Annotated in this window: 21 protein-coding genes; 10 read left to right on the plus strand and 11 right to left on the minus strand. The window is 75.8% G+C overall.

Features of this window, described 5'->3' with window-relative positions; genetic code table 11:
• Nucleotides 1-14 precede the first annotated feature (14 nt).
• From O7546_RS20125 to O7546_RS20145, 5 genes are all read right to left on the minus strand, one after another.
• Nucleotides 15-194: a hypothetical protein gene (locus O7546_RS20125; RefSeq protein WP_013287622.1), complete on the minus strand. Its 180-nt coding sequence runs from the start codon at nt 192-194 to the stop codon at nt 15-17.
• 96 nt (nt 195-290) lie between these two features.
• Nucleotides 291-3,641: an error-prone DNA polymerase gene (locus O7546_RS20130; RefSeq protein WP_281599938.1), complete on the minus strand. Its 3,351-nt coding sequence runs from the start codon at nt 3,639-3,641 to the stop codon at nt 291-293.
• Between the two features lie 93 nt (nt 3,642-3,734).
• Nucleotides 3,735-5,459 (minus strand): DNA polymerase Y family protein, encoded by a 1,725-nt coding sequence (locus O7546_RS20135; protein ID WP_281599939.1) that lies wholly within the window; start codon nt 5,457-5,459, stop codon nt 3,735-3,737.
• Nucleotides 5,456-6,217, minus strand: a complete 762-nt coding sequence (locus O7546_RS20140; protein ID WP_281599940.1) for a hypothetical protein — start codon at nt 6,215-6,217, stop codon at nt 5,456-5,458. Before O7546_RS20140 ends, O7546_RS20135 begins: the two co-directional genes overlap by 4 nt.
• Nucleotides 6,218-6,356: 139 nt before the next feature.
• Entirely contained in the window at nt 6,357-6,860 is a 504-nt protein-coding gene (locus tag O7546_RS20145) for an SAV_6107 family HEPN domain-containing protein (protein ID WP_194801202.1), read from the minus strand.
• 512 nt (nt 6,861-7,372) lie between these two features.
• On the opposite strand from O7546_RS20145, the gene O7546_RS20150 reads away from it, so the two are divergent.
• From O7546_RS20150 to crtI, 6 genes are read left to right on the plus strand one after another with little or no spacing between them, the layout of a single operon-like run.
• On the plus strand, nt 7,373-7,861 hold the full coding sequence (locus O7546_RS20150) for a YbaK/EbsC family protein (RefSeq protein WP_135241301.1): 489 nt from the start codon (nt 7,373-7,375) through the stop codon (nt 7,859-7,861).
• Complete coding sequence (locus O7546_RS20155; RefSeq protein WP_194801201.1) at nt 7,858-8,589, plus strand: monooxygenase; 732 nt, start codon at nt 7,858-7,860, stop codon at nt 8,587-8,589. Before O7546_RS20150 ends, O7546_RS20155 begins: the two co-directional genes overlap by 4 nt.
• Entirely contained in the window at nt 8,586-9,140 is a 555-nt protein-coding gene (locus tag O7546_RS20160) for a GNAT family N-acetyltransferase (RefSeq protein WP_120568805.1), read from the plus strand. The genes O7546_RS20155 and O7546_RS20160 overlap by 4 nt, the downstream gene beginning before the upstream one ends.
• A 5-nt stretch (nt 9,141-9,145) precedes the next feature.
• The gene (locus O7546_RS20165; protein WP_194801302.1) at nt 9,146-9,955 is read left to right on the plus strand and encodes a carotenoid biosynthesis protein; all 810 of its coding nucleotides are present in this window, start codon (nt 9,146-9,148) and stop codon (nt 9,953-9,955) included.
• Nucleotides 9,952-11,079: a glycosyltransferase family A protein gene (locus tag O7546_RS20170; RefSeq protein WP_194801200.1), complete on the plus strand. Its 1,128-nt coding sequence runs from the start codon at nt 9,952-9,954 to the stop codon at nt 11,077-11,079. The genes O7546_RS20165 and O7546_RS20170 overlap by 4 nt, the downstream gene beginning before the upstream one ends.
• Nucleotides 11,080-11,091: 12 nt before the next feature.
• On the plus strand, nt 11,092-12,579 hold the full coding sequence (gene crtI, locus O7546_RS20175) for a phytoene desaturase family protein (protein ID WP_281599941.1): 1,488 nt from the start codon (nt 11,092-11,094) through the stop codon (nt 12,577-12,579).
• 33 nt (nt 12,580-12,612) lie between these two features.
• Here the strand turns inward: crtI and O7546_RS20180 are convergent, their stop codons facing one another.
• Nucleotides 12,613-13,302 (minus strand): CDP-alcohol phosphatidyltransferase family protein, encoded by a 690-nt coding sequence (locus tag O7546_RS20180; protein ID WP_194801198.1) that lies wholly within the window; start codon nt 13,300-13,302, stop codon nt 12,613-12,615.
• Nucleotides 13,303-13,346: 44 nt separating this feature from the next.
• The gene (gene metF / locus O7546_RS20185) at nt 13,347-14,264 is read right to left on the minus strand and encodes a methylenetetrahydrofolate reductase [NAD(P)H] (RefSeq protein WP_194801197.1); all 918 of its coding nucleotides are present in this window, start codon (nt 14,262-14,264) and stop codon (nt 13,347-13,349) included.
• 227 nt (nt 14,265-14,491) lie between these two features.
• Here metF and O7546_RS20190 point away from each other — a divergent pair, with 227 nt between their 5' ends.
• On the plus strand, nt 14,492-15,895 hold the full coding sequence (locus O7546_RS20190) for a helix-turn-helix transcriptional regulator (protein ID WP_194801196.1): 1,404 nt from the start codon (nt 14,492-14,494) through the stop codon (nt 15,893-15,895).
• A 63-nt stretch (nt 15,896-15,958) separates the two neighbouring features.
• Complete coding sequence (locus O7546_RS20195) at nt 15,959-17,041, plus strand: polyprenyl synthetase family protein (RefSeq protein ID WP_194801195.1); 1,083 nt, start codon at nt 15,959-15,961, stop codon at nt 17,039-17,041.
• Nucleotides 17,042-17,209: 168 nt separating this feature from the next.
• Here O7546_RS20195 and O7546_RS20200 read toward each other — a convergent pair whose 3' ends face one another.
• Nucleotides 17,210-17,590 carry an Rv2175c family DNA-binding protein gene (locus tag O7546_RS20200; RefSeq protein ID WP_135241310.1) on the minus strand — a complete coding sequence of 127 codons (381 nt, stop codon included), beginning with the start codon at nt 17,588-17,590 and terminating at the stop codon, nt 17,210-17,212.
• A 130-nt stretch (nt 17,591-17,720) separates the two neighbouring features.
• Between O7546_RS20200 and pknB the strand changes: the two genes are divergently transcribed.
• Together pknB and O7546_RS20210 are read left to right on the plus strand one after the other, a co-directional pair.
• A complete protein-coding gene (gene pknB, locus O7546_RS20205; protein WP_194801194.1) occupies nt 17,721-19,706 on the plus strand; it encodes a Stk1 family PASTA domain-containing Ser/Thr kinase in 1,986 nt (661 codons plus the stop codon).
• On the plus strand, nt 19,703-20,572 hold the full coding sequence (locus tag O7546_RS20210; RefSeq protein WP_281601171.1) for a deoxyribonuclease IV: 870 nt from the start codon (nt 19,703-19,705) through the stop codon (nt 20,570-20,572). Before pknB ends, O7546_RS20210 begins: the two co-directional genes overlap by 4 nt.
• 71 nt (nt 20,573-20,643) lie before the next feature.
• Here O7546_RS20210 and O7546_RS20215 read toward each other — a convergent pair whose 3' ends face one another.
• The 3 genes from O7546_RS20215 to O7546_RS20225 are packed head-to-tail and all read right to left on the minus strand — an operon-like array spanning nt 20,644 to nt 23,671.
• Complete coding sequence (locus tag O7546_RS20215; RefSeq protein ID WP_281601172.1) at nt 20,644-21,663, minus strand: GntG family PLP-dependent aldolase; 1,020 nt, start codon at nt 21,661-21,663, stop codon at nt 20,644-20,646.
• Nucleotides 21,664-21,673: 10 nt separating this feature from the next.
• The gene (locus O7546_RS20220; protein ID WP_013475760.1) at nt 21,674-23,080 is read right to left on the minus strand and encodes a 3-deoxy-7-phosphoheptulonate synthase class II; all 1,407 of its coding nucleotides are present in this window, start codon (nt 23,078-23,080) and stop codon (nt 21,674-21,676) included.
• 57 nt (nt 23,081-23,137) lie between these two features.
• A complete protein-coding gene (locus tag O7546_RS20225) occupies nt 23,138-23,671 on the minus strand; it encodes a hypothetical protein (protein WP_194801192.1) in 534 nt (177 codons plus the stop codon).
• Nucleotides 23,672-23,801: the final 130 nt, after the last annotated feature.

Raw genomic sequence — 23,801 nt, forward strand, 5'->3', positions numbered from 1 at the left:
CCCCCGGCCCGGGTTCAGGACTCGCCGCCGCCGGCGGGGTCGTCCTCGGCGCGGGAACGCTGGTGGTTGGCCACCGGGCCGTCGGTCACCTGGTATTCCCGCGGCTCGGCCTCGTGGGTGGGCGCCCAGTCGGCGCCGAGGCGGGTCCGTCGGGCGTTCGCCACGCCACCGGCGTTCGTGCGGTGAAAGGTCATCTGTTCATCCCCCATACCCCGGGTGGGCCACTCTGCCCACCCGCGTCGGGAGTCTCCCGCCTCCGGCTCACGGAAACCGTAATGTGGATCACTCCATCAACGGAAATCCCTGGATGCCGGTGTGACGGGGGGCTCGATCGCGTCCAGCCGGTCCGCGGTGAGGTTCGTGACGCCCTCGTGCCGCTGCAGCCGGCCCCGCACCACGAGTGCTCCGCTGGTGCGGGCGATTCGACGGTATCTCTGCCACAGCCCGGGGGAGCAAGTGACATTGAGCATCCCGGTCTCGTCCTCCAGGTTGAGGAACGTGACGCCGTCGGCGGTCGCCGGGCGCTGCCGGTGGGTGACGATCCCGCCGACCCGGATCCGCTGCCCGGGTGGCACCTGGCCGAGGCGGGCGATCGGCACCGCGCCCAGTTCGTCGAGGCGGTCCCGGATGAACCGGGCCGGGTGGCTCTCCGGGGACAGGCCGGTGGCCCAGACGTCGGCGACCAGGCGGTCCACCGCGGCCATGCCGGGCAGGGTGGGCGGGTCCGCGCCGGTCACCGTGCCGGGCAGCCGGCCGGGCCGGTCCTGGGCCGCCGCGCCGGCGGCCCAGAGGGCCTGCCGCCGGGTCAGCCCGAAACAGGCGAACGCGTCGGCGGTGGCCAGCGCCTCCAGCTGCGTGGCGGTGAGACCGACGCGGCGGGCCAGGTCCGGCATGTCCCGGTACGCCCCGTGCGCGGCGCGTTCCGCCTCGATCCGCTCGGCCACGTCCTCGCCGAGGGTACGGACGCTGCCCAGCCCGAGCCGTACCGCCGGGCCGCCCAGCCCCCAGGCGTGCGGCGGCTCCCCCGGCACGCTGCCCCACCGGGTTTCCGGCGTGGACTCCAGCACCGCCTTGGCGCCGCTGGCGTTGATGTCCGGCCGGCGCACCTCCACGCCGTGCCGGCGGGCGTCGTCGGCGAGTGTCTGCGGCGAGTAGAAGCCCATCGGCTGGGCGTTGAGCAGCGCGGCCAGGAACGGGCCCGGGTGGTAGCGCTTGAGCCACGAGCTGGCGTACACCAGGTAGGCGAAGCTCATCGCGTGGCTCTCCGGGAAGCCGTAGCTGGCGAACGCGGTGAGCTTGCGGTACACGTCGTCGGCCAGCTCGCCGGTGATGCCCCGCTCGGCCATCCCGGCGTAGAGCCGGTCGGCGATCTGCGCCATCCGCTCCACCGACCGCTTCGCCCCCATGGCCCGGCGCAGCTGGTCGGCACCCGCCGCGTCGAACCCGGCCAGGTCGATGGCGAGCTGCATGAGCTGCTCCTGGAACAGCGGCACGCCGAGCGTCTTCTCCAGCGCGTTGCGCATCAGCGGGTGCGCGTACGTGACCGGCTCCTGGCCGTTCTTGCGCCTGATGTACGGGTGCACCGAGCCGCCCTGGATCGGGCCGGGCCGGATCAGCGCCACCTCCACCACCAGGTCGTAGAACTCGCGCGGCTTGAGCCGGGGCAGCGTGGCCATCTGGGCGCGGCTCTCCACCTGGAACACGCCCACCGAGTCGGCCCGGCAGAGCATGTCGTAGACCTCGGGGTCGTCCAGCGTCATGTCGCCCAGGTCGAGGCGGGAGCCGATCAGGTCGTAGCCGTAGTGCAGCGCCGAGAGCATGCCGAGGCCGAGCAGGTCGAACTTGACCAGGCCGACGGCGGCGCAGTCGTCCTTGTCCCACTGGAGCACGCTGCGGCCGGGCATCCGGCCCCACTCCACCGGGCACACCTCGATCACCGGCCGGTCGCAGATCACCATGCCGCCGGAGTGGATGCCCAGGTGCCGGGGGAAGGTCTGCAGCTCGTTGGCGTACGCGACCACCTGCTCGGGGATGTCCGCCACGTCGACCGCGGCGACCGAGCCCCACCTGTCGATCTGCTTGCTCCAGGCGTCCTGCTGGCCGGGCGAGAAGCCGAACGCCTTCGCCACGTCCCGCACCGCCGACCGGGGCCGGTACGAGATGACGTTGGCGACCTGGGCGGTGTGCTCCCGGCCGTAGCGGGCGTAGACGTGCTGGATCACCTCCTCCCGGCGGTCGGACTCGATGTCCACGTCGATGTCGGGCGGGCCGTCGCGTTCCGGGGCGAGGAACCGTTCGAACAGCAGCCGGTGCCGGACCGCGTCCACGTTTGTGATGCGCAGCGCGTAGCAGACCGCCGAGTTGGCCGCCGATCCCCGGCCCTGGCAGTAGATGTCCTGCGCACGGCAGAACGCGACGATGTCGTAGACCACCAGGAAGTAGCCGGGGAAACCGAGGTCTTCGATCATCCGCAGCTCGTGTTCCAGCTGCGCGTACGCCTCCGGGTGCGCCTCGGGCGGGCCGTAGCGCTCGCGGGCGCCGTCCATGGTCAGCCGGCGCAGCCAGCTCATCTCGGTGTGCCCGGGCGGCACCGGGTACGCCGGCAGCTGCGGCGCCACGAGCTGCAGGTCGAAGGCGAGTTCCGCGCCGTACTCGGCGGCCCGTGCCACAGCGCCCGGGTACGCGGCGAACCGCGCCGCCATCTCCCCGCCGCTGCGCAGGTGGGCGGTGGCCGCGGCGGGCAGCCAGCCGTCGATCTCGTCGAGGCTGCGCCGGGCCCGGACCGCCGCGACGGTGGTGGCCAGCCGACGCCGTCCCGGGGTGGCGTAGTGCACGTTGTTCGTGGCGACGGTGGGCAGCCCGGCCGCGGCGGCCAGGTCGGCGAGCGCGTCGTTGCGGTCGGCGTCGACCGGGTGGCCGTGGTCGGTCAGCTCCACCGCCACCGTCTCCGCGCCGAACAGCGCGGTGAGCCGGTCCAGTTCCCGGGCCGCCGCGTCGACCCCCTCGGTAAGCAGCGCCGCGGGCACGTGCCCCTTGCGGCAGCCGGTGAGCACCAGCACGTGGTCGCGCAGCTCGGCGGCGATCTCCTCCAGCTCGCCGTAGACCGGACGGCCCTTCTCCCCGCCGCGCAACTGGGCCCGGGAGATGGTGGCGGCCAGGCGCGCGTACCCCTCGTGCCCGTGCGCGAGCACCAGCAGGTGCCGGCCGAGCGGGTCGGGCTCGCCGTTCTGCGGGCCGGGCAGCCCGAGGGACAGCTCCGCGCCGAAGATCGTCGGCAGCCGCAGCGCGCGGGCCGCCTCGGCGAAGCGCACCACGCCGTAGAAGCCGTCGTGGTCGGTGACGGCGAGCGCGGTCAGCCCGAGCCGAGCCGCCTCCTCGGCCAGTTCCTCCGGGTGGCTGGCACCGTCGAGGAAGCTGAAGTTGGAGTGCGCGTGCAGCTCCGCGTAGGGCACCACGCCGTCCGGGCGGGCCAGCTCCGGCGGCCGGTATTCCTGGCGCTTGCGGCTCCAGGCCGGTGAGTCGCCGCCGTCGGCGTCGACCGCGAGCGGGTCGACCACGTGCAGGTGCCGCTCGCCCCCGGCCCGGCCGGAGAGCACCTGCTCCAGCTTGGACCACGGCATCTTCGGGTTGTGGAAGCTCACCGGCGCCCGCCTCGCCCACCACCCGACCGCCCGAGATCTTGGTACGAAACGGCCCCTGGAGGGGCGCATTCCTTCCAAGATCTTCCCCGGCGCTCAGTCATAGATCGCCTCCACCAGCCACCGGCCGCCCTCGACCGCGAGCAGCAGGGCGGCACCGTCGGCCAGGCTCACCTGGAACCGGGCCCGGCGGCGCGCCTCGACCGGCGCCCACCAGCGTTCGTCCACCGGCCACGGCCCGGCCCAGCCGGTGATCTCGGCCGGGCGCCCGTCGCCGACGATGAGCCGGGCCGGCGCCGCGCTGACCGCCAGCCGCGCGCTCACCACGACCGGCTCCCCCGCGGCGTCACGCACGTCGGCCGGCAGCGGGGTGGGCAGCACCACGGCCGGCGACGGCGGCGGAATCCGCCCCGGCCACGGCGGCTCGGCCACCGCCCGGCCCCGCCCGGCACGCAGCCCGGCACGCACACCCGAAGCCGGTACGACGACCGAGGCGGACGCGGCACCAGGAGCGGCCCCGACACCCGGGACGGGCGATGCGGCCGGAGCCGGGGACGCCGGGACCGGAGGCGCTACGGCGGGTGGCGGGCCGGGGCGGGCGGGCACCCGCTCGTCGCCCCACGGGACCAGGCGCACCTGGTCGGCCGGGGACCGTCCGCCGCCGAGCACGGCGGTGACCACCGCCTCGGGACCGAGGATGCCCTGCACCCGGTTCAGCGCGCGGTGCGCCCGCTCCCGCTCCTCGCCGGTCTCCCCCCACAGCCCGGCTTGCAGGCCCGCCTGGGCGAGCACCCCGTCCGGCACCAGCCGCAACCGGACGATCCCGGCGGTGGGGCGGGCCGGACGTGTCCCGCCCCGGCCGTTGCTGCCGGAGAGCCAGCCGTCGAGCTGCCAACGGACCCGGTCGGCGACGGCCGCTGCGGTGAGCAGGCCGTCGTGCCGCCAGACGCGGTGCAGTTCCTGGCCGTGTGCGGTGACCGCCTCGATGCCGAGGCGGGTGCAGGCCAGGCCGTACCCGGCCAGCCGCTCGTGCAGCCGCTCGGCGAGCATGCGGGCGGCGAACGCGGCGGCGTCGACCCGGTCGACCGGCTCGTCGTAGTCGGCGGTGACGGTGAGGTCGGCGGGCGGCTGCCGGACCGCCAGCGGGCGGTCGTCCCGGCCGCCGGCGAGCCGGTGCGCCAGCGCCCCGTCGAAGCCGAACCGGGCCAGCACGTCCCCGGCCGGCAGCGCCGCGAAGTCGCCGAGGGTGCGGACGCCGAGCCGGCGCAGCAGGTCGGCCAGGGCGGGCCGGCCGAGCGCCTCGACCGGCCGGGCGGCCAGGAACTCGCGGGTGCCGCCGGGGGCCACGATCCGGCCCTCCCGGGCGGCCAGCCCGGCCGCGAACACCCCGTCGGCGATGCCGACCTGGCTCTCCACCGCGCAGCTCTGCGCGACGTGCTCCACGATCCGCTCGGCCGCCGCCTCCTCGCCGCCGAGGTAGCGGCTCGGCCCCCGGGCCGCCGTGGCACAGGCGCCGGGCCGGATCACCTCGACGCCGGCGACCACCTCCTCCACGGCGGCCACCACCGGTTCGAACGCGCGCACGTCCCGGCCGGGGTCGTGGTCGACCACCGTGAGGTGCGGGCAGCGCCCCTGCGCCTCGCGGCGGCGCAGCCCGCGCCGGATGCCCTCGGCGCGGGCCCGTTCGGAGCAGGCGATCACCCGGTTGGCGTGCAGCACCACGACCGGGTCGGTGGCGGGCACCCCGTCGATGATCTCGGCGGCGAGGACCGGCCAGTCCGGGCACCAGAGCAGCAGCGTCCGCTGCGGTCCGCCGCTCACGCCGGACCGGCCGCGACGAGCGTACGGGCGGGTGGGGCGACCACGCGCAGCCGGCGTGACGGCGTGGCGGACGGGGCGCCGAGCCCGGCCGAGCGGGGGATCACCCGGGTCAGTTCGTCGCCGGGCAGCCACACCTTGATCTCCTTGGGACGGGCGGCGGCGCCCCGGCCCCGGGCCGAGACGGTCACCTCACGGCGGCGCAGCCGCCCGCGACCGGCGCCGAGCCCCTGCCAGACGCCCCGGACCACCTGGAGCGTGACGTCCGCGCCGTCCCACCGGCCGTACGGGACGAGCACGCTTCCGCGTTGCCGGGCGCGGGCGGCCAGCCGGGTGGCGACCGAGGCGGAGACAGTGGCCGGCACGGCGGTGACCACCACGTCGACCCCGTCGATGAGCGCGGCGACCACTGTGGGCCACTCCGGCCCGGGGTCGGGCACCAGGGCCAGCCGCTCCAGGGCGATGCCCGCCTCGGCGGCGGCGCCGGCCCCGAAGGTGGGTACGCCGACCACCGCGCACCACGAGCCGGCCCGGGACGCCTCGGCGAGCAACGCGAGGATCAGCGAGGTGGCGCCGCTGCGCCGGGGCTGGCCGGCGCCGACCGCGACGGTGCTGCCACGCCGCAGGCCACGGTTGGGCAGCAGCCCGGTCAGCTCGGCCCGGACGGGCAGCACCCGGTGGCCGCCGGCCGGGTCGGGCGCGCTCGCCGGACGGACCAGATCGGCCAGGGCGGCGGAACCGACCACCATGCGGCCCGCCATCGGACCAACCCCCCGTCGTGTTTCGCCACGGGCCCGCCCGTGGATGGTGCTGTGGATCGTGTCGTGCGCGGCACGCGTGTGCCGTGGGTGCGGCGCCCGGCCACCCGGGGTCCCGCCGGTGGCGGCCGGGCGCCACGAATCAGGCGGCGGCTGCTCCGGGCCGGGGCGGGGAGCCGGAGGCGCCGGGCCGCAGCGGGCGGGGCAGTCCGTCGAGCGCCGGCTGGTGGGCCAGGCCGAGCGCGGTCTCCACCACCGTCACGAACTCCTCGGCGGCGCGCAGCAGGTCGTCGGCCTCGCGGGCGGTGACCACGCGGGGGATGCCGGCCTCGGCGGCGGCCCGCTTGCTCGCGCCGGCGGCGAAGTAGGCGGCCCACTCGTCCAGCTCGGGGGCGACGGTGGCGAGCAGCACCCAGACGCTGGTGATCCGGTGCCGGCGGGTGGGCGCGGGACGGGCCCGGGCGGCGAGCACGGCGGCGGCGGCGCGCAGCGCCGCGAGGTGGGCGGCGGCGTACCGGAGGCCGTCGGGTCGGGTGCGGGCGGCCTCGGCCAGCCCGTCGCGGGCCACCGCGAGCAACTGGGCGGGGGTGCGGTGCGGCAGCACGTGCGCGGGCACCGTGGGCGCCTGGGCCGGACTGGTCGGCATGGGTCTCTCCTCCGCGTGTGGCCGGGGCGGGCGGTCGCGCGACGGGGAACGTCGCCCGGTCGCCCGGAGCGGTCGGTGCGGAGGAAGACGCACCCTTTCAGGTGGCGGCCGGCCGGATGTGGACGCTTCCCCACACCCACACCCGGCCGGCGTGCCGGCGGGTCCGTCGCCCGCCGCCCGGGGGTCGTGGGCGGCGGGCGACGACCTGCCTGACGGGCCCGGACTCGCGACTGTCCGAGACCCGGTGCGGCCCGCGGTGCCGCACCTCCCGGAAGCCGGTGCCGCGAAACACCGCTTCCGGAGCGTTCGACGGGTGCGCAACCGGCTCGGATCAGGCCGGGCCAGCCGGGGAGCTGAGCCGCTTGCCGTGTGAGCCGAATCGAACACTCGTTCTAACTACCCTGACAGTACACCTCCCCTCCGACGAAAACGCAACGTGTGACGCGCCGGGGACGCACGGGAGGGCGACGGCCCCCGGCGGGGGCGTACCGGGGTGGGGGAAGAATGGGTGCATGCAGCCACACCCGAACGTGCAGGCGGTGCAGCGCGCGCTCGACGACGCGGGCGCGCGGAACGGATCGGGCGAGGCCAGCCTCGTCCGACTGCTGCCCGACGCGGTGCACACCGCCGCCGCGGCGGCCGAGGCGCTCGGTGTCGCCGTCGGCGCCATCGCCAACTCGCTGATCTTCGACGCGGACGACGCGCCGCTGCTGGTGCTCACCTCCGGCGCGCACCGGGTGGACACCGCCGGGCTGGCCGCCACGCTGGGCGTGACCCACCTGCGCCGGGCCACCCCGGAGTTCGTCAAGCGGCACACCGGGCAGGTCATCGGCGGCGTCGCACCGGTCGGCCACCCCGCGCCGCTGCGCACCGTCGTGGACACCGCCCTGGCCGGGTACGACGAGGTGTGGGCCGCCGGCGGCGTACCCCGGGCGGTGTTCCCCACCACGTACGCGGAACTGCTGCGGATCACCGCCGGCACCCCGGCCGAGGTGGCGTGAACCCCGGACTCGTCACGCTGCACGTGTGGCGTGTGCCCCGCCGGGCCGTACCCGGTGTGCTGGGCCGGATGGCCACCCACCCGGCGCGGCTGCGCCGGCTGCCCGGGGTCCGCTTCGCCAAGCTGCTCGGCACCGGGACCGGCACCGGCTTCGGCCCCGGCGACGCCGACCTGACCCGGTGGGCCGCGCTCGTGGTGTGGGACTCCCCCGCCGACGCGGCCGGCTTCGACGCCTCCCCGGTCGCCCGCTCCTGGGCCCGGATCGCCGACGCCGCGGTACGGGTCGACCTGCGCCCGCTGACCAGCCGCGGCCGGTGGTCCGGCCGGGAACCGTTCGGCGCGCCGGCCGGCGGCCGGGTCACCGGGCCGGTGCTGGCGCTGACCCGGGCCCGGCTGCGGGCCCGCCGGGCGGCCACGTTCTGGCGCGCGATCCCGCCGGTCGCCACCGAGCTGCACGCCGCGCCCGGCCTGCTCGCCCGCTTCGGCGTCGGTGAGGCGCCGCTGGGCTGGCAGGGCACGGTGAGCGTGTGGCGCGACCCGGCGGACCTGGTCGCGTTCGCGTACCGTTCCCCGGAGCACCGCGCCGCGATCACCCGTACCCCCACCGAGGGCTGGTACGCGGAGGAACTGTTCGCGCGGTTCGCGGTGGGCGACGTGGTCGGCGACCGTACGGTGCTGGGCTGGGCCGCCGCCGAAGGCGACCCGGAAACATCGAGAGGGCACGCATGAGGCTGGTGCGGTGGACACCGGACGACCTGGTCCGGCGGCTGGACGACGTGGTGGCCGTCTACGGCGAGGCGATGGGCTACCGGCCCGACCTGCTGGAGGCCCGCCGCGGCTACATCGCCACCCACGTCCGACGGCCCGGTTTCCGCGCCGTCGCCAGCCTGACCAGCGAGGGACACCTGGCCGGTTTCGGGTACGGCTACCGGGGCGCCACCGGGCAGTGGTGGCACGACCAGGTGCACCGGGCGCTGAACGCGCAGGACCGGCAGCGCTGGCTGGCCCACCCGTTCGAGGTGGTGGAGCTGCACGTCCGGCCGCCCGCGCAGGGGCACGGCCTGGGCGCCCGCCAGTTGCGCGCACTGCTCGCCGTGGCCGAGGGCGACACCACGCTGCTGTCCACGCCGGAGGCCGACGAGGAGAAGTCCCGGGCCTGGCGGCTGTACCGCCGGTTCGGCTTCGTCGACGTCCTGCGGCACTTCCACTTCCCCGGCGACGAACGGCCGTTCGGCGTGCTCGGCCGGGACCTGCCGCTGCCCCCGCCGGACGCCCCGTGAGCGCGGTGATCCGCGCCCGGCTGCCCTGGGCGCTGCTGGCCGTGCTGGTACTCGCCCAGATCTGCTACCCGCTCACCGGCGGCGCGACCCGGGCCGGGCTCACGGTGGCCACAGTGGTGCTCGGCTGGCTGCTCTCGGTCGGTCACGCGCTGCTCACCCGGGGCGTCCGTACCGCCGTCGCGCTGGTCGCGGTCGTCACCGGCGGCGGGTTCGCGGTCGAGGCGATCGGTGTGGCCACCGGGTTCCCGTTCGGCAGCTACGACTACTCCGGCGAGCTGGGCCCGAAGCTGGCCGGGGTGCCGCTGATCATCCCGCTCGCCTGGACCTGGATGGCCTGGCCGGCATGGCTCACCGCGGTCCGGCTGGTCCGTTCCCGGGTCGCCCGGATCGCGCTCTCGGCGGTCGGGCTGGCCGCCTGGGACCTGTTCCTCGACCCGCAGATGGTGGCCGAGGGCTACTGGACCTGGCTCGACGCCACCCCGGCGCTGCCCGGGCTACCCGGCATCCCGGTCAGCAACTACCTGGGCTGGCTGGGCTTCGCGGTACTGCTCGCCGTCGCGCTGCGCCCGCTCGCCGGCCCGTCGGTGGACCGGGTCGACGGCCGGGACGCCCCGATGTTCGCGCTCTACCTCTGGACGTACGCCTCCAGCGTGCTGGCGCACGCGGTGTTCCTGCGGCTGCCGGCGTCGGCGCTGTGGGGCGCGGCCGGAATGGCGGTGGCGGCGGTGCCGCTGGCGGTGACGCTGTGGCGGGCCCGCCGGCGGGACCGGACCGGCACGCCGGAGCCGGCGCCGCGCGTCGACGCCCCGGCATGATCGCCGTCCTCGCGCTGGCCGTGGCGGTCGCCGCGCTCACCGGGCACACGCTGGTCAACGCGTACGCCTGGCTGCGCCGTCCCACCGCCGGCCCGGCCGAGGTGACCGAGCCGGTGGCGGTGCTGCTGCCGCTGCGCGACGAGGCCGAGCGGGTCACCCCGTGCCTGCGCGCGCTGCTCGCCCAGCGCGGCGTGCCGGACCTGCGGATCGTGGTGCTCGACGACGGCTCGACCGACGGCACCGCCGACGTGGTCCGCGCGGTGGCCGGCGACGATCCCCGGGTCACGCTGCTCACCGGCGTCGCCCCGCCGCCGGGCTGGCTGGGCAAGCCGCACGCCTGCTGGCAGCTCGCCACCCGTACCGCCCCGGAACCGGCGGTGCTGGTCTTCGTCGACGCGGACGTGGTGCTCACCCCGTACGCGGTGGCGGCGGCGGTGACCGAGTTGCGCGCGGCCGGCGCGGCGCTGCTGTCGCCGTACCCCCGGATCGTGGTGCGGACGGTGGCCGACCGGCTGGTGCAGCCGTTGCTGCAGTGGTTGTGGCTGACGTTCCTGCCGCTGCGCGCGATGGAACGCTCGCGACGGCCGTCGCTGGCCGCGGCGGGCGGGCAGTTCCTGGTCGTGGACCGGGCCGGCTACCTGCGGGCCGGCGGGCACGCGGCGGTGGCCGACAAGGTGCTGGAGGACATCGAGCTGGCCCGGGCGGTGAAACGGGCCGGCGGGCGGATCGCGCTGGCCGACGGCTCCCGGCTGGCGTCCTGCCGGATGTACGACACCTGGCCGCAGCTGCGCGACGGCTACACGAAGTCGCTGTGGGCGACGTTCGGGCACCCCACCGCCGCGGCGGCCGTGCTGGCGCTGCTGGCCGCGCTCTACGTCGCGCCGCCGCTGCTGGCGCTCGGGGCGCTGCTCGCCGGCGCGCCGGCGGTGGCCGCGGTGGCGTTCCTGGCCTACCTGGCCGGCGTCGCCGGGCGGGTGGTCAGCGCCCGCGCGACCGGCGGACGGGCGTGGCCCGACGCGCTGGGCCACCCCGTATCGGTCGTGGTCCTCGGTTGGCTGACCGTCCGGTCGTACCATCTGCGGAAGCGACACCGGCTCACCTGGCGGGGTCGCCCGGTCACCTAGGAGGGGCACGCCATGGCGCGCATCGTGGTCATCGGCGCCGGGGTGGGCGGGCTAGCCACCGCCGCCCGGCTCGCGGTCACCGGGCACGAGGTCACCGTCCTCGAACGGGCCGGCACGGTCGGGGGGAAGCTCGGCCGGTACGCCCACCACACCCCGGAGGGGGTGTGGCACTTCGACACCGGGCCGAGCCTGTTCACCCTGCCGCAGGTCTTCCACGACCTGTTCGAGGCGACCGGGGCGAAGCTCGACGAATACCTCGACCTGGTCCCGCTGGACCCGATCGTGCGGCACGTCTTCCCCGGCGGCGGGCAGGCACTCGACTCCTGCGCCGACCCGGACGAGTTCGCCGCCCGGATCGGCGCCGCGTTCGGGGACCGGTCCGCCGCCGACTGGCGCGGGCTGTGGCGGCGCGCCGACCGGGTGTGGGCGGCCTCGCACCGGGACATCCTGCGCCGTACCGTCGACTCGCCCCGCGACCTGGCCGCGCTGGCCTGGCGGCTGGGCGACCTGGCCGCCATCGGCCCCGGCCGAAGCCTGCGCGGGCTGGGCCGCCGCCACCTGTCCGACCCGCGGCTGCGGATGCTGCTGGACCGGTACGCCACGTACACCGGCGCCGACCCGCGCCGCGCCCCGGCCGCGCTCGTCGCCGTGCCCTACGCCGAACTGGCGTACGGCGGCTGGTACCTGCGCGGCGGACTGGGCACGCTCGCCGACGCGCTGCTGTCGCGCTGCCTCGACCTCGGCGTGGTGGTACGCACCGACGCCACAGTCACCCGCATCGACGCCGCGGGCGGGCGGGTGCACGGGGTACGCGTGGCCGGGGCCGCCGCACCGGTGCCCGCCGACGTGGTGGTGGCGAACGTGGACGCGCTCACCGTCTACCGGGACCTGCTGCCCGACCCGCGCCGGCTGGCCGCGCTCACCGACCGCAGCCTGGCCGGTTTCGTGCTGCTGCTGGGCGTACGCGGCGACTCCGGGCTGGCCCACCACACCGTGTTCTTCCCCCGCGACTACGACGCCGAGTTCGACGCCGTGTTCGGCGACCCGGGTCGCGGGGTACGGGCCCGCCCGGCGCCCGACCCGACCGTGTTCGTCACCGCGGCCGACGACCCGGCGGTCCGCCCCGACGGCCACGAGGCGTGGTTCGTGCTCGTCAACGCGCCCCGCCACGGCACCGCCGCGAGCGCTGTGGACTGGCGGCGGCCGGGCCTGGCCGAGGCGTACGCGGACCGGATCCTGGACGTGCTGGCCGAGCGCGGCGCCGACGTGCGGGACCGGCTGGTGTTCCGGGAGATCCGTACCCCGGCCGACCTGGACGCGGCCACCGGCGCGCCGGGCGGTGCGATCTACGGCACCGCGGGCGGGCTGCTGCGCCCGGCCAACCGGGGGCCGGTGGCCGGGCTCTGGCTGGTCGGCGGTTCCAGTCACCCGGGTGGCGGGCTGCCGATGGTGACGTTGTCCGCGGAGATCGTCGCCGAGGCGGTCGACCCGGCCTGGTGAGGGGTCGACGACCGCCGCACGGGCGCGCGGCGGTCAGCCGGCGTCGACCAGGGCGCGGCGGACGGCGGAGAGCAACTGACCGAGGCCGAACCCGGCGAGCAGCACCCAGACCGTGGTGGCCATGGTGATCGTGCCGGCGGTCAGGTCGGCGTCGATCAGCCCGGTGAGCCCGGCGACCAGCAGCCCGACCAGCGCCACGCAGACCCGGGTGGGCCGCTCCCCCACCGTCACCGCGCCGATCTCCCGCATCCCCGCCGAGACCGCGCGCGCCCGCACGTACTCGTGCAGCCAGGACAGCCCACCGGCCGCCGCGACCAGCGCGCCCGGCGCGCCGAGCAGCCAGAACGCGATCAGCCAGGCCACCTCGCCGAGCCGGTCGGCGACCGAGTCGTACACGTAGCCCAGCCGGGTGGTGCGGCCGGTCGCGACCGCCACCGCGCCGTCGACGCTGTCGGCCACCGCCGCCAGCAGCACGAACAACGCGCCCAGGAACGGCCCGTTGCCGGACCGCTCCACGAACAGGGGTACGCAGAAGCAGAGCAGCACCCCGAACACGGTCACCGGGGTGGGGCCGACGCGCAGCCGGCCCAGCACGTAGCCCACGTGGTAGGCGAAGCGCAGCCAGGCGCGCACCACCGGCGCGGCGGTACGCGGATCGAAGCCGCCGTGCAGCCGCGCCCACGCGGTCGCGTACTGGTCCCAGTTCAGCTGTGTGCCCACCACGGATCAACCGTAGAAGCACGGCGCGGGTGTCGTGTGGCGGGTGGTCACACCCGTGCGGCGGCGCGCAGCCGCTGCCACACCTCCCGGGTCGCGGGGGACCGGTTGAGCGTGATGAAGTGGATCCCCGGCACGCCCTCGTCGAGCAGCTTCTCGCACATCTCGCTCGCCTGTTCGACGCCGAGGCGGCGGACCGCCTCCGGGTCGTCGGCCACCCGCTCGAACCGCTCCGCCAGGGCGGGCGGGAACGGCGCGCCGGACAGCTGCACCGAGCGTTCGATGGTGCCGATCTGGGTCACCGGCATCACCCCGGCCAGGATCGGGGTGTCGCAGCCGGCGGCGGCGACCCGGTCGCGCAGGCGCAGGTAGTCGTCGGCGTCGAAGAACATCTGGGTGATCGCGAACTCCGCGCCGGCCCGGCACTTGCGGACGAAGTGCGCGGTGTCGCTGTCCACGTCCGGCGAGCGCGGGTGCTTGTACGGGAACGCGGCCACGCCGACGCTGAAGTCGCCGCTGTCGCGGACCAGCCGGACCAGGTCCTCGGCGTACCGGACGCCCTCGGGGTGGGCGATCCACTCGCCGCCCGGGTCGCCCGGCGGGTCGCCCCGCACTGCGAGCACGTTGCGGACCCCGACCGAGGCCAGCCGGCCGATCACGTGCCGCAGCTCGGCGACCGAGTGGTTCACCGCGGTCAGGTGCGCCATCGGCAGCAGCGTCGTCTCGGTGGCGATGCGTTCGGTCACCGCCACCGTGGTGTCGCGGGTCGAGCCGCCCGCGCCGTAGGTGATCGACACGAACGAGGGCCGCAGCGACTCCAGCTCGCGGATGGCCTGCCAGAGCAGCTTCTCCCCGGCCGGAGTCTTCGGCGGGAAGAACTCGAAGGAGAACGTGGGGCGGCCGTCACGGATCAGCTCCCCGATGGCCGGCTGGGGATTGGGAAGGACCGAGGGAAGACCGAGCGCCACGGACCGACTGTAACCGGGACGGCACGCCGCACCGGGAATCTTCCCAGCCCGCGAACACCTGTCCCGGCGCGACGTCGTACCCCGGGGGTAGAACTGCGGCAGCGCGGTGGGGCGGCCGACGGCCGTTCCGGGGGCCCGCGCGGGGGTCGCCACGACGGCGACGCGCCGGCGCCACCACCTGGCCGGGCGTCCGCGTCGCCATCCGCGCCGTCGCCCCGGAGGTTCCGATGATCCCGTCCCCGCTGCCGGGCCCACGCCTGCTCGGGCCGCTGCTGGCCGAGTTGCGGGCCGCCCGTGGCTGGAGCCAGCAGCGGCTGGCCGACGAGCTCTGCGCCGCCTCCGGCGTGCCCACGCTGACCCGCAACGAGGTGTCCCGCTGGGAGCGCCAGCTGCGGCTTCCCGGCGACTTCTGGTCCGCCTGGCTGGCGACCGTTCTGCGGCTGCCGGGCGAGGTGCTGGCCGAGGCCGCCGCCCGCAGCCGCCGGCTGGGCGTGGCGCCCGCGATGGTCGACCCGGCCGGCTCCCGGGCCCGGCTGGCCCTGCTCACGCTCGCGTACCGCTGGGCGGCCGAGCCGGGCGGCCGCACGCTGACCGGTCCGTTCGCCGCCGCGCCGCCGCGGCACGGCCGTCCCGGGCGGGACGACGGGGGCACGCCGGCGGACGAGGCCTTGTCGCTCGGCGTACCGGGCGGGCCGGACGAGCCCGCCGGTCGTGGTCACCCGGCGGACCGGGTGACGCTCGCCACGCTGCGGCGCTGGGACGACCTGCTCGGCGGCGGCGACCTCGCCGGGCACGGCGCCCGCCGGCTGCGGCACGCGGTCCGCGGCTACCGGCGCGCCGGGCCCGCCGGCCGGCGCGGGTTACTGCCCGCGCTCGCCGAGTCGGCGCAGCTCGCCGGCTGGCTGGCCGCCGACGCCGGGGACCCCGGCGGGGGCCTGGTCGCGTACCGGCTGGCGCTGCGGGCGGCGGTGGCCGCCGGGCAGCCGCCGCTGGCCGGGCACGTGCTCGCGTCGGCCAGTCACCTGCTGGCCGACGCCGGCGACCCGGCCGGCGCGCTGGTCCTGGCCCGGATCGGGTACGCCGCCGCCCGCGCCGACGCCACGCCCGGTCTGCGGGCGCTGCTGCTGCACCGGATGGCGCTCGCCGCCGCGCTCGCCGGGCGTGCCCGCGCCGCCGGGCAGGCGCTGGCCGGGGCGGACCGGGCGGGCACGCCGGAGCCCGGCCGGGAGCCGCCCTGGCTGTACTGGCTCGACGCGGCCGAACTGGCGGCGATGACCGGGCGCACGCTCGTCGCGCTGGGCCGCCCGGCCGCCGCCGTGCCGCTGCTGACGCCGGTGGTGGGCGCGCCGGGCCGCCCGCGCCGGTCGGCCGTCTACGGCGGCTGGCTGGCCCGCGGTCATCTGGGCCTGGGCGCGGTGCCCGAGGCGTGCGCGGTGGCCGGCGAGGCGCTGCTCGACGCGGTCCGGTCCGGGTCCGCCCGGGCCACCGGCCAGCTCACCGCGTTCCGGCGCGGCCTGGCCCAGGCGCCGCCCGCGCCGGCCACCCGGGGGTACGCGCGACTGGTCACCGCGGCCCGCCCGTACCTGCCGTCCGGCGTGCCGCGCCACCTGCGCGACCGTCCGGGCAGGTGAGCCACGAGGCACGCCGGGGCGCCGGGCACGGCGGGAACGGGTGTGAACCGCTAGCGTCGTGGCGTGACCCACGCTGCTCCCGTATCCCCCGTCGACCGTGCCGGCCTGCGCCAGCGGATCGACAAGGCGCTCACCGAGTTCCTCGCCGGCCAGCGCGGCTGGCTGACCGCCGTCGACGACGGCCTGCTGCCCGTCGCCGAGGCGATCGAGGCGTTCGTGCTGGGCGGCGGCAAGCGGCTGCGCCCGGCGTTCGGCTACTGGGGTTACCGGGGCGCCGGCGGGGTCGACTCCGACCAGGTCGTCGCCACCCTGGCGGCGCTGGAGTTCGTGCAGGCCAGCGCACTGATCCATGACGACCTGATGGACCGGTCGGACACCCGGCGGGGCGAGCCGGCGATGCACAGGCGGTTCGCCGCCCGGCACCGTACGGCCGGCTGGGGCGGCGACGCGGACTCCTTCGGCGACGCCGCGGCGATCCTGCTGGGCGACCTGTGCCTGGTCTGGTCCGACGAGCTGCTGCACTCCTCCGGCCTGCCGCCGGCCACGGTGGCCCGAGCCCGGCCGGTCTTCGACGAGATGCGCACCGAGGTGACCGTCGGGCAGTACCTGGACGTGCTGACCCAGGCCACCGGGGACACCTCGCTGGACCGGGCGGCGAAGGTGGCCCGGTACAAGTCGGCGAAGTACACGGTCGAGCGCCCGCTGCTGCTGGGCGCCGCGCTGGCCGGCGCGCCGCCGGAGGTGCACGCCGCGTACTCGGCGTACGGGCTGCCGCTGGGTGAGGCGTTCCAGCTCCGCGACGACGTGCTGGGGGTGTTCGGCGATCCGGAGCGCACCGGCAAGCCGGCCGGCGACGACCTGCGCGAGGGCAAGCGGACGTACCTGGTGGCGGCGGCCCTGGAGACGCTCGACCCGTCCGGCCGGGAGGCGCTGCTGGCCGGGCTCGGCGCACCGGACCTGGACGCGGCCGGGGTGGACCGGCTGCGCGAGCTGATCACCACGAGCGGCGCGCTGGAGCGGGCCGAGCGGCACATCACCGCGCTGACCGAGAGCGCCCTGGCCGCGCTGACCGCTGTCGACCTGGACACCGAGGCCCGCCAGGCCCTGGTCGACCTGGCCATCGCCGCCACCCGCCGCCCCGCCTGACCGCCACCCACCCCACCCCCACCCCCTCCCCCCTCCCCACCCGCCCCCGAAGCGGTCGATCATGAAGTTGGCGGCACTTTCGGAGATCGACTTCGCCGTCAACTTCATGATCGACGAGGGCGGGCGGGAGGGGTGGGGTGGGGTGGGGTGGGTCCGGGTGGGTGAGGGCTAGAAGGCGACGGCCTGGGCTCGGCGTTTGACCTCGCGGGCCAGGTCGCCGCCGAGGGCCACGGCGGGGGTACCGGGAAGACTGGGGTCCTCCCGGTAGAGCCAGCGCAGCGCCTCCTCGTCGTCGTACCCGGCGTCGGCGAGCAGGTTGAGCACGCCGGGCAGGTGCTTGAGCACGGTGCGGTTGGCCACCAGGTCGGCCGGGATCCGGCGGACGCCGTCGCGGCGCACCGCGATCAGTTCGCGGTCGCGGATCATCTGGTGCACCTTGCTGATCGACAGGTCCAGGCGCTCGGCCACGTCGGGCAGCGTCAGCCAGCCGGCCGGGTCGGCCGGTCCGGCCAGGTCGGGGCCGGTCTCGGCGGGTACGGAATCGGTCACCCGACCACCCTGCCACGTGCCCGCCGGACGCGGCGCACGGCACCCCGCACCGTGGCGGTCCCCCCGTGTCGCAACCCGGCGGTAGCATCCTGTTCTACCTTCACCCTTCCGACACATAGACTGCCTACCGATGGACACACAGGTCGCCGACACGTTGCTGGGCTCGCTGATCGAGGGGCGCTACCGCATCCGCGGGCGCGTCGCCCGTGGCGGCATGGCGACCGTGTACACCGCCACCGACGAGCGCCTGGAGCGCACCGTGGCGGTCAAGATCATTCACCCGACCCAGGCGCCGCAGGCCCGGGCCCGGATGGCCGGGTTCGTCGAGCGCTTCACCGACGAGGCGAAGACGATCGCCCGGCTCACCCACCCGAACGTGGTGGCGGTCTACGACCAGGGCATCCACGCCGGCCTGCCGTACCTGGTGATGGAGTACGTCCGCGGGCGCACGCTGCGCGACGTGCTCGCCGAGCGCCGCCGGCTGAACCCGGACGAGGCACTGGCGATCACCGAGCAGATGCTCGCCGCGCTCGCCGCCGCGCACCGGGCCGGCCTGGTGCACCGCGACGTCAAGCCGGAGAACGTGCTGGTCGCCGAGGTGCCCACCGGCGGCAGCCGCAACCTTGTCGACAGCGTGGTCAAGGTGGCCGACTTCGGGCTGGCCCGGGCCGTGGAGGCCAGCGCCGAGGACGAGAACGGCAACCAGCTCATGGCGACCGTGGCGTACGTGGCGCCGGAGCTGGTCACCCAGGGCCACGCGGACCCGCGGACCGACGTCTACTCGGCCGGCATCGTGCTGTTCGAGATGCTCACCGGCCGGGTGCCCTACGACGGCGACCGTCCGGTGGAGGTCGCCTGGCAGCACGTCGACCGGGACGTACCGGCGCCGTCGACGCTGGTGCCGACGCTGCCGCCGGCCCTCGACGCGCTCGTCGCCCGGGCCACCCGGCGGGATCCGGCCGGCCGCCCGGCCGACGCCGCGGCGCTGCTGAGCGAGGTGCAGGCGGTCCGCGACCAGCTCGGCGACCCGCAGGCGCACACCACCGTGCTGCCGCAGCTCAGCGACGACACCGCGGTGCTGAGCCAGCCGACCCAGATGGTGGCCGCGCTCCAGCCGGTCGAGCGCCCGGCGTGGGCCCGGCTGCCCGAGAGCGGCGCCGCGCAGCGCCCGCACCGGCGCCGCGCCGTCGAGGAGGACGTTCCGGGGACCGGGTTCGCCGCTCTGCGTACCCGGATCATGGGCTCACCGCGCGGGCGGCTGGCCGTCGCCGCGGTGGTCGTCGTGCTCGGCCTGGTCGCCGCCGGGGGTGGCTGGTGGTTCGGCGTGGGCCGCTACACGGTCGCGCCGCAGCTGGTGAGCCTGACCAAGGCCGACGCGGAGGCGCGGGCCGAGCGCGGCGGCTTCACGCTGCGGTACGCCGCACCGCGCTACGACGAGAACGTCCCGAAGGACACGGTGCTCGGGCAGGATCCCGGCTCGGCCGCGCGGATCGTCAAGGGCGGCACGATCACGCTGACCCTGTCGCTCGGTCCGGAGCGGCTGCCGGTGCCGGACGTGGTGGGCAAGGACTACGCGCTGGCCCAGGCCGAACTGGAGGGCGTCAACCTGGTCGTGGCCAAGGGCTCCTCCCGGTACGACGACGCCCTGCCGGCGGGTGTGGTGCTGGCCACCGATCCGAAGGTGGGCACAGAGGTCAAGCCCGGGGCGAAGGTGACGGTGATCCTCAGCAAGGGTCGCGCGCCGGTGACGGTGCCCAACCTGGTCGGCAAGAGCCTCACCGAGGCGCGCGCCATCCTCGCGCAGCTCGGGCTGAAGCCGGTGGAGAACGTCAAGGACTCCGACAAGCCGAAGGACGAGATCCTCGGCCAGAGCCCGGCCGACGGCACCGGTGTGGAGAAGGGCACCCAGGTCAAGCTGGAGATCAGCAAGGGCCCGCCGCAGGTGGCCGTGCCCCGGGTGATCGACATGCCGTGCCAGCAGGCCAAGCAGACGCTGGAGAGCCAGGGCTTCCCGGTCAACGTCCAGCTCAACCCGAACGGCATCGTCCGGATCCAGAACCCGGCCGAGAACACGCCGGTGCCGCCGGGTACGACGATCACGGTGACGTGCCTGTGAGCGGATGCGACGGCCGCCGCCGGGTGGGGTCGCACACCCCCACCTCCGGCGGCCTGGCCCGGGCGGCCCTGCCGTACGCGGACGCGGCCGGGTCCGAGGTGGTGCAGGTCTACGTCTCGAACTCGCGGGGCTGGGCGCTGCCGGCCGGGGACCCGGCGCAGGACGCGTCGTTCCGCGACGGGTGCGGCGAGCGCGGCCTGCCCGTGTTCATCCACGCGTCGCTGCTGGTGAACCTCGGCTCCCCCACCCCGGCGACTGTGACCCGGTCGGCCGAGACGCTGGCGCACGCGCTGCGGCGGGGCCGGGCGATCGGTGCCGAGGGCGTGGTGTTCCACGCCGGCAGCTCGGTCGACGCCGGTCACGCCGAGGCGGCCCTGCGGCAGGTCCGGGAGGCACTGCTCCCGCTGCTCGACGAGGTCGCGGCCACCGGCGGACCGATGCTGCTGGTCGAGCCGAGCGCCGGGGGCGGCCGGTCACTGGCGTCCCGGGTCGAACACCTCGGCCCCTACCTGGACGCGGTCGACAGGCACCCGATGCTCGGGGTCTGCTTCGACACCTGTCACGCCTGGGCGGCCGGCCACGACCTTGCCGCCGAGGGCGGCATGACCGCCACGCTCGACACGCTGGTCGCGACAGTGGGCGCGGACCGGCTACGGCTGGTGCACGCGAACGACTCGAAGGACCTGTGCGGTTCCACCCGGGACCGGCACGAGAACATCGGCAAGGGCACCATCGGTGAGCCGGCGTTCGCCGAGCTGATGCGCCATCCGGCGACGGCCGGTGTGCCCGTACTGGTGGAGACCCCCACGGAGAAGCACGTCGGCCACGCCGCTGACATAGCCACCCTGAAGCGCCTCCACCCCTGACGGTTCCGCCCACGCGCCCCTCCCCCGCCGGACTCCGGCAGGGGCGCGGGGCGCGGCAGGGTGAGGGCGGGTCAGGCGCGCAGGGCGGTGTTCAGGATGGTGGCGGCGCGGTCGATCTGCGTGTCGGTGACGTCCAGGTGGGTGACCAGCCGGGCGGTACGCGGGCCGAGCACCGAGATCAGCAGCCCCTCCGCCCGCGCGGCCGCCGCCAGCGCGTGCGCGTCCAGCGGGTGCTTGGTCAGGTCCAGCGGCACGATGTTGGTCCGCACCGCCGCCGCGAGCACCCCGTGCGGGGCGACCGCCTCGGCCAGCCGGGCCGCCTTCACGTGGTCGTCGGCGAGCCGCTCGACGTGGTGCGCCAGCGCGTACCGGCCGGCGGCGGCCAGGATGCCGACCTGCCGCATGCCGCCGCCCATCCGCTTGCGCAGGAACCGCGCCCGGGCGATCTTCTCCGCGCTACCCACGATCAGCGAGCCGACCGGCGCGCCGAGGCCCTTGGAGAGGCAGACCGAGAGCGTGTCGAACAACACGCCGTACTCGGCCAGCGGCACCCCGTCGGCCACATGCGCATGCCAGATCCGCGCGCCGTCGCAGTGCAGGGCCACCCCGTGCTCGTCGGCGACCTCACGCATCCGCCGCAGCGTCGGCAGCGGGATCACCCCGCCGCCGCCCCGGTTGTGGGTCTGCTCCACCGCGATCGCCCGCGTGGGCACCGCGAAGTAGCCGTCCGGCCGGATCATCCCGGCCACCACGTCGGGGTCCAGCTCCGCGCCCACCGCCGGCCAGGTCCGCGAGGAGATCCCACCGTACGCGGCGGCGGCGCCCACCTCGTACGTGACCACGTGCGCGTCGGCGTCGCAGAGCAGCTCGTCGCCCGGCGGTACGTGCAGCTGGAGCGCGATCTGGTTGGCCATCGAGCCGCTCGGGGCGAACAGCGCCGCCTCGTGGCCGAACAGCGCGGCCACCTCGGTCTCCAGCGCGGTGACCGTCGGGTCCTCGCCGTAGACGTCGTCGCCCACCTCGGCGGCGGTCATCGCCTCCCGCATCCCCGGCGTCGGCCGGGTCACGGTGTCCGTCCGCAGATCGATCAGATTCCTCACATCACCCACGGAGCATCTCCGCCACCAGGAACGCCAACTCCAGTGACTGCTGGGTGTTCAGCCGGGGGTCGCAGGCGGTCTCGTACCGGTCGGGCAGGTCGAGGTCCTCGATGCCCTGGGCGCCGCCGAGACACTCGGTGACGTCCTCGCCGGTCAGCTCGACGTGCAGGCCACCCGGGTGGGTGTCCAGGCCGCGGTGCACCTCGAAGTAGCCGAGCACCTCGTCCACGATCCGGTCGAAGTGCCGGGTCTTGTAGCCGTTCGAGGACTCGTGCGTGTTGCCGTGCATCGGGTCGCACTGCCAGACGACCTTGGCGCCCGCCGCGGTGACCTTGGCGACGATCGGGGGCAGCGCGTCGCGTACCCGGTGGTTGCCCATCCGGCTGATCAGCGTGAGCCGGCCGGGGATGTTGTCCGGGTTGAGCTTCTCGCAGAGCTCGATCGCCTCGTCGGGGGTGGTCGTCGGGCCGAGCTTGACGCCGATCGGGTTGGCGATGCGGGAGATGAAGTCGATGTGCGCGCCGTCGATCTGCCGGGTCCGCTCACCGATCCAGAGGAAATGCCCGGACAGGCCGTACGCCTTGCCGTTGGAGATCCGGGTCAGCGCCCGGTCGTACTCCAGCGCCAGCGCCTCGTGCGAGCAGTGCAGCGTGACGGTGCGCAGCGCCTCGTCGTCGGTCATTCCGCAGGCCCGGATGAAGGCCAGCGCCCGGTCGATCTCGCGGGCGATCGCGTCGTAGCGTTCGCCGGCCGGGGACCGCCGGACGAAGTCCTTGTTCCAGTCGTGCACGGCGTGCAGGTCGGCCAGCCCGCCGGCCAGGTACGCCCGGAGCATGTTCATCGCGGCGGCCGAGTTGGCGTACGCCCGGATCATGCGCTGCGGGTCGGCGACCCGCGCCTCCGGCGTGGCCTCAAGGGAATTGATCATGTCGCCGCGGTAGGCGGGCAGGCCCCGGGCGTCGGTCGGCAGGGACCGGGGCTTGGTGTACTGGCCGGCGACCCGGGCGACCTTGACCACGGGCAGCGACGCGCCGTAGGTGAGCACGATGGCCATCTGGAGCAGCGTGCGGGCGTTGGCGAGCAGGTGGCTCTCGGTGTTGTCGGCGAAGGTCTCCGCGCAGTCACCGCCCTGGAGCAGGAACGCCTTGCCCTCGCAGACCAGCGCGAGCCGCTGCCGCAACTGGTCGACCTCGTAGGGCGCGACCACCGACGGCACCGTGTCCAGCACCCGGCAGACCTCGGCGACCTGGGCCGGGTCGTCCCAGGGCGGGGTCTGCGCGCGCGGCAGCTCCCGCCATCGGTCGAGGCCGAGGGCCGCGTCCTCGGCGGAGTCGGCGGTCGGGCGGCTGGTCTGCAGACCAGGGCTGCCCACGGCGGGGTGACTCAGCTGATGCCACTCATGGCGCATGAAGGAAAGCGTACGGCGACCGTCGCGATCACTCGCCGCCGAGGGGGATGGTTCCGGTCACTGGGAGGGAACCGGTGAGGGCGCCGTCGCCGGCGGCGCCGGCTCCGCCGGGTCGGCGGTCGCCTCGACCGCGCGCTCGCCGGGCACCTCGCCGGAGATGCACCAGTCCGCCCCGTTACGGGTGACGGTGAACAGCAACGACCGGGCGGCCTTGCGCGAGCCGGCGGCAACGGTGATCGAGGCGCTGACCTCCTGGCCGTTCGGGCCGGAGCGGACCTCGGTGATCGTCGCCTCGGGCACCGTGAAGTGGTCGGCGAAGTCGCCGTTCGGGCCGGTGGCGGCGGAGTCGAAGGCGGCGTGCATGGGCGCGCAGAGCTGGCTGCGGCCGGCGGCGGCGTCGCGGGCGGTGAGCGCGTCCAGGTACGCCTGCACACGTTCGCGGCTCTTGGCCGCCGCCTCCTCGGCCGGCGCCTTCCCGCTGGGCGGGGTGTCTCCGCCGTCCTGGCCGCCCGAGCCGCAGGCGGCCAGCGCCGCCGGCAACAGCGCGAGGAGAGCGAGCCCGGCGAACCGGTCCCGGTGGCTGCGACCCATCTGTCCTCCCGTCGCGTTGACTCGTCGAGCGGCGAGTGTGCCACACCCGGCCCGCGTGGCCGGGTGACTCCCCATCCTGACCCGGATCGGCGCGCTCGGCCAGGACGGCACGCGGGCGGGGAGGGGCCGG

It is taken from the genome of Micromonospora sp. WMMA1976 (assembly GCF_027497335.1).
GTDB classification, from domain to species: domain Bacteria; phylum Actinomycetota; class Actinomycetes; order Mycobacteriales; family Micromonosporaceae; genus Micromonospora; species Micromonospora aurantiaca.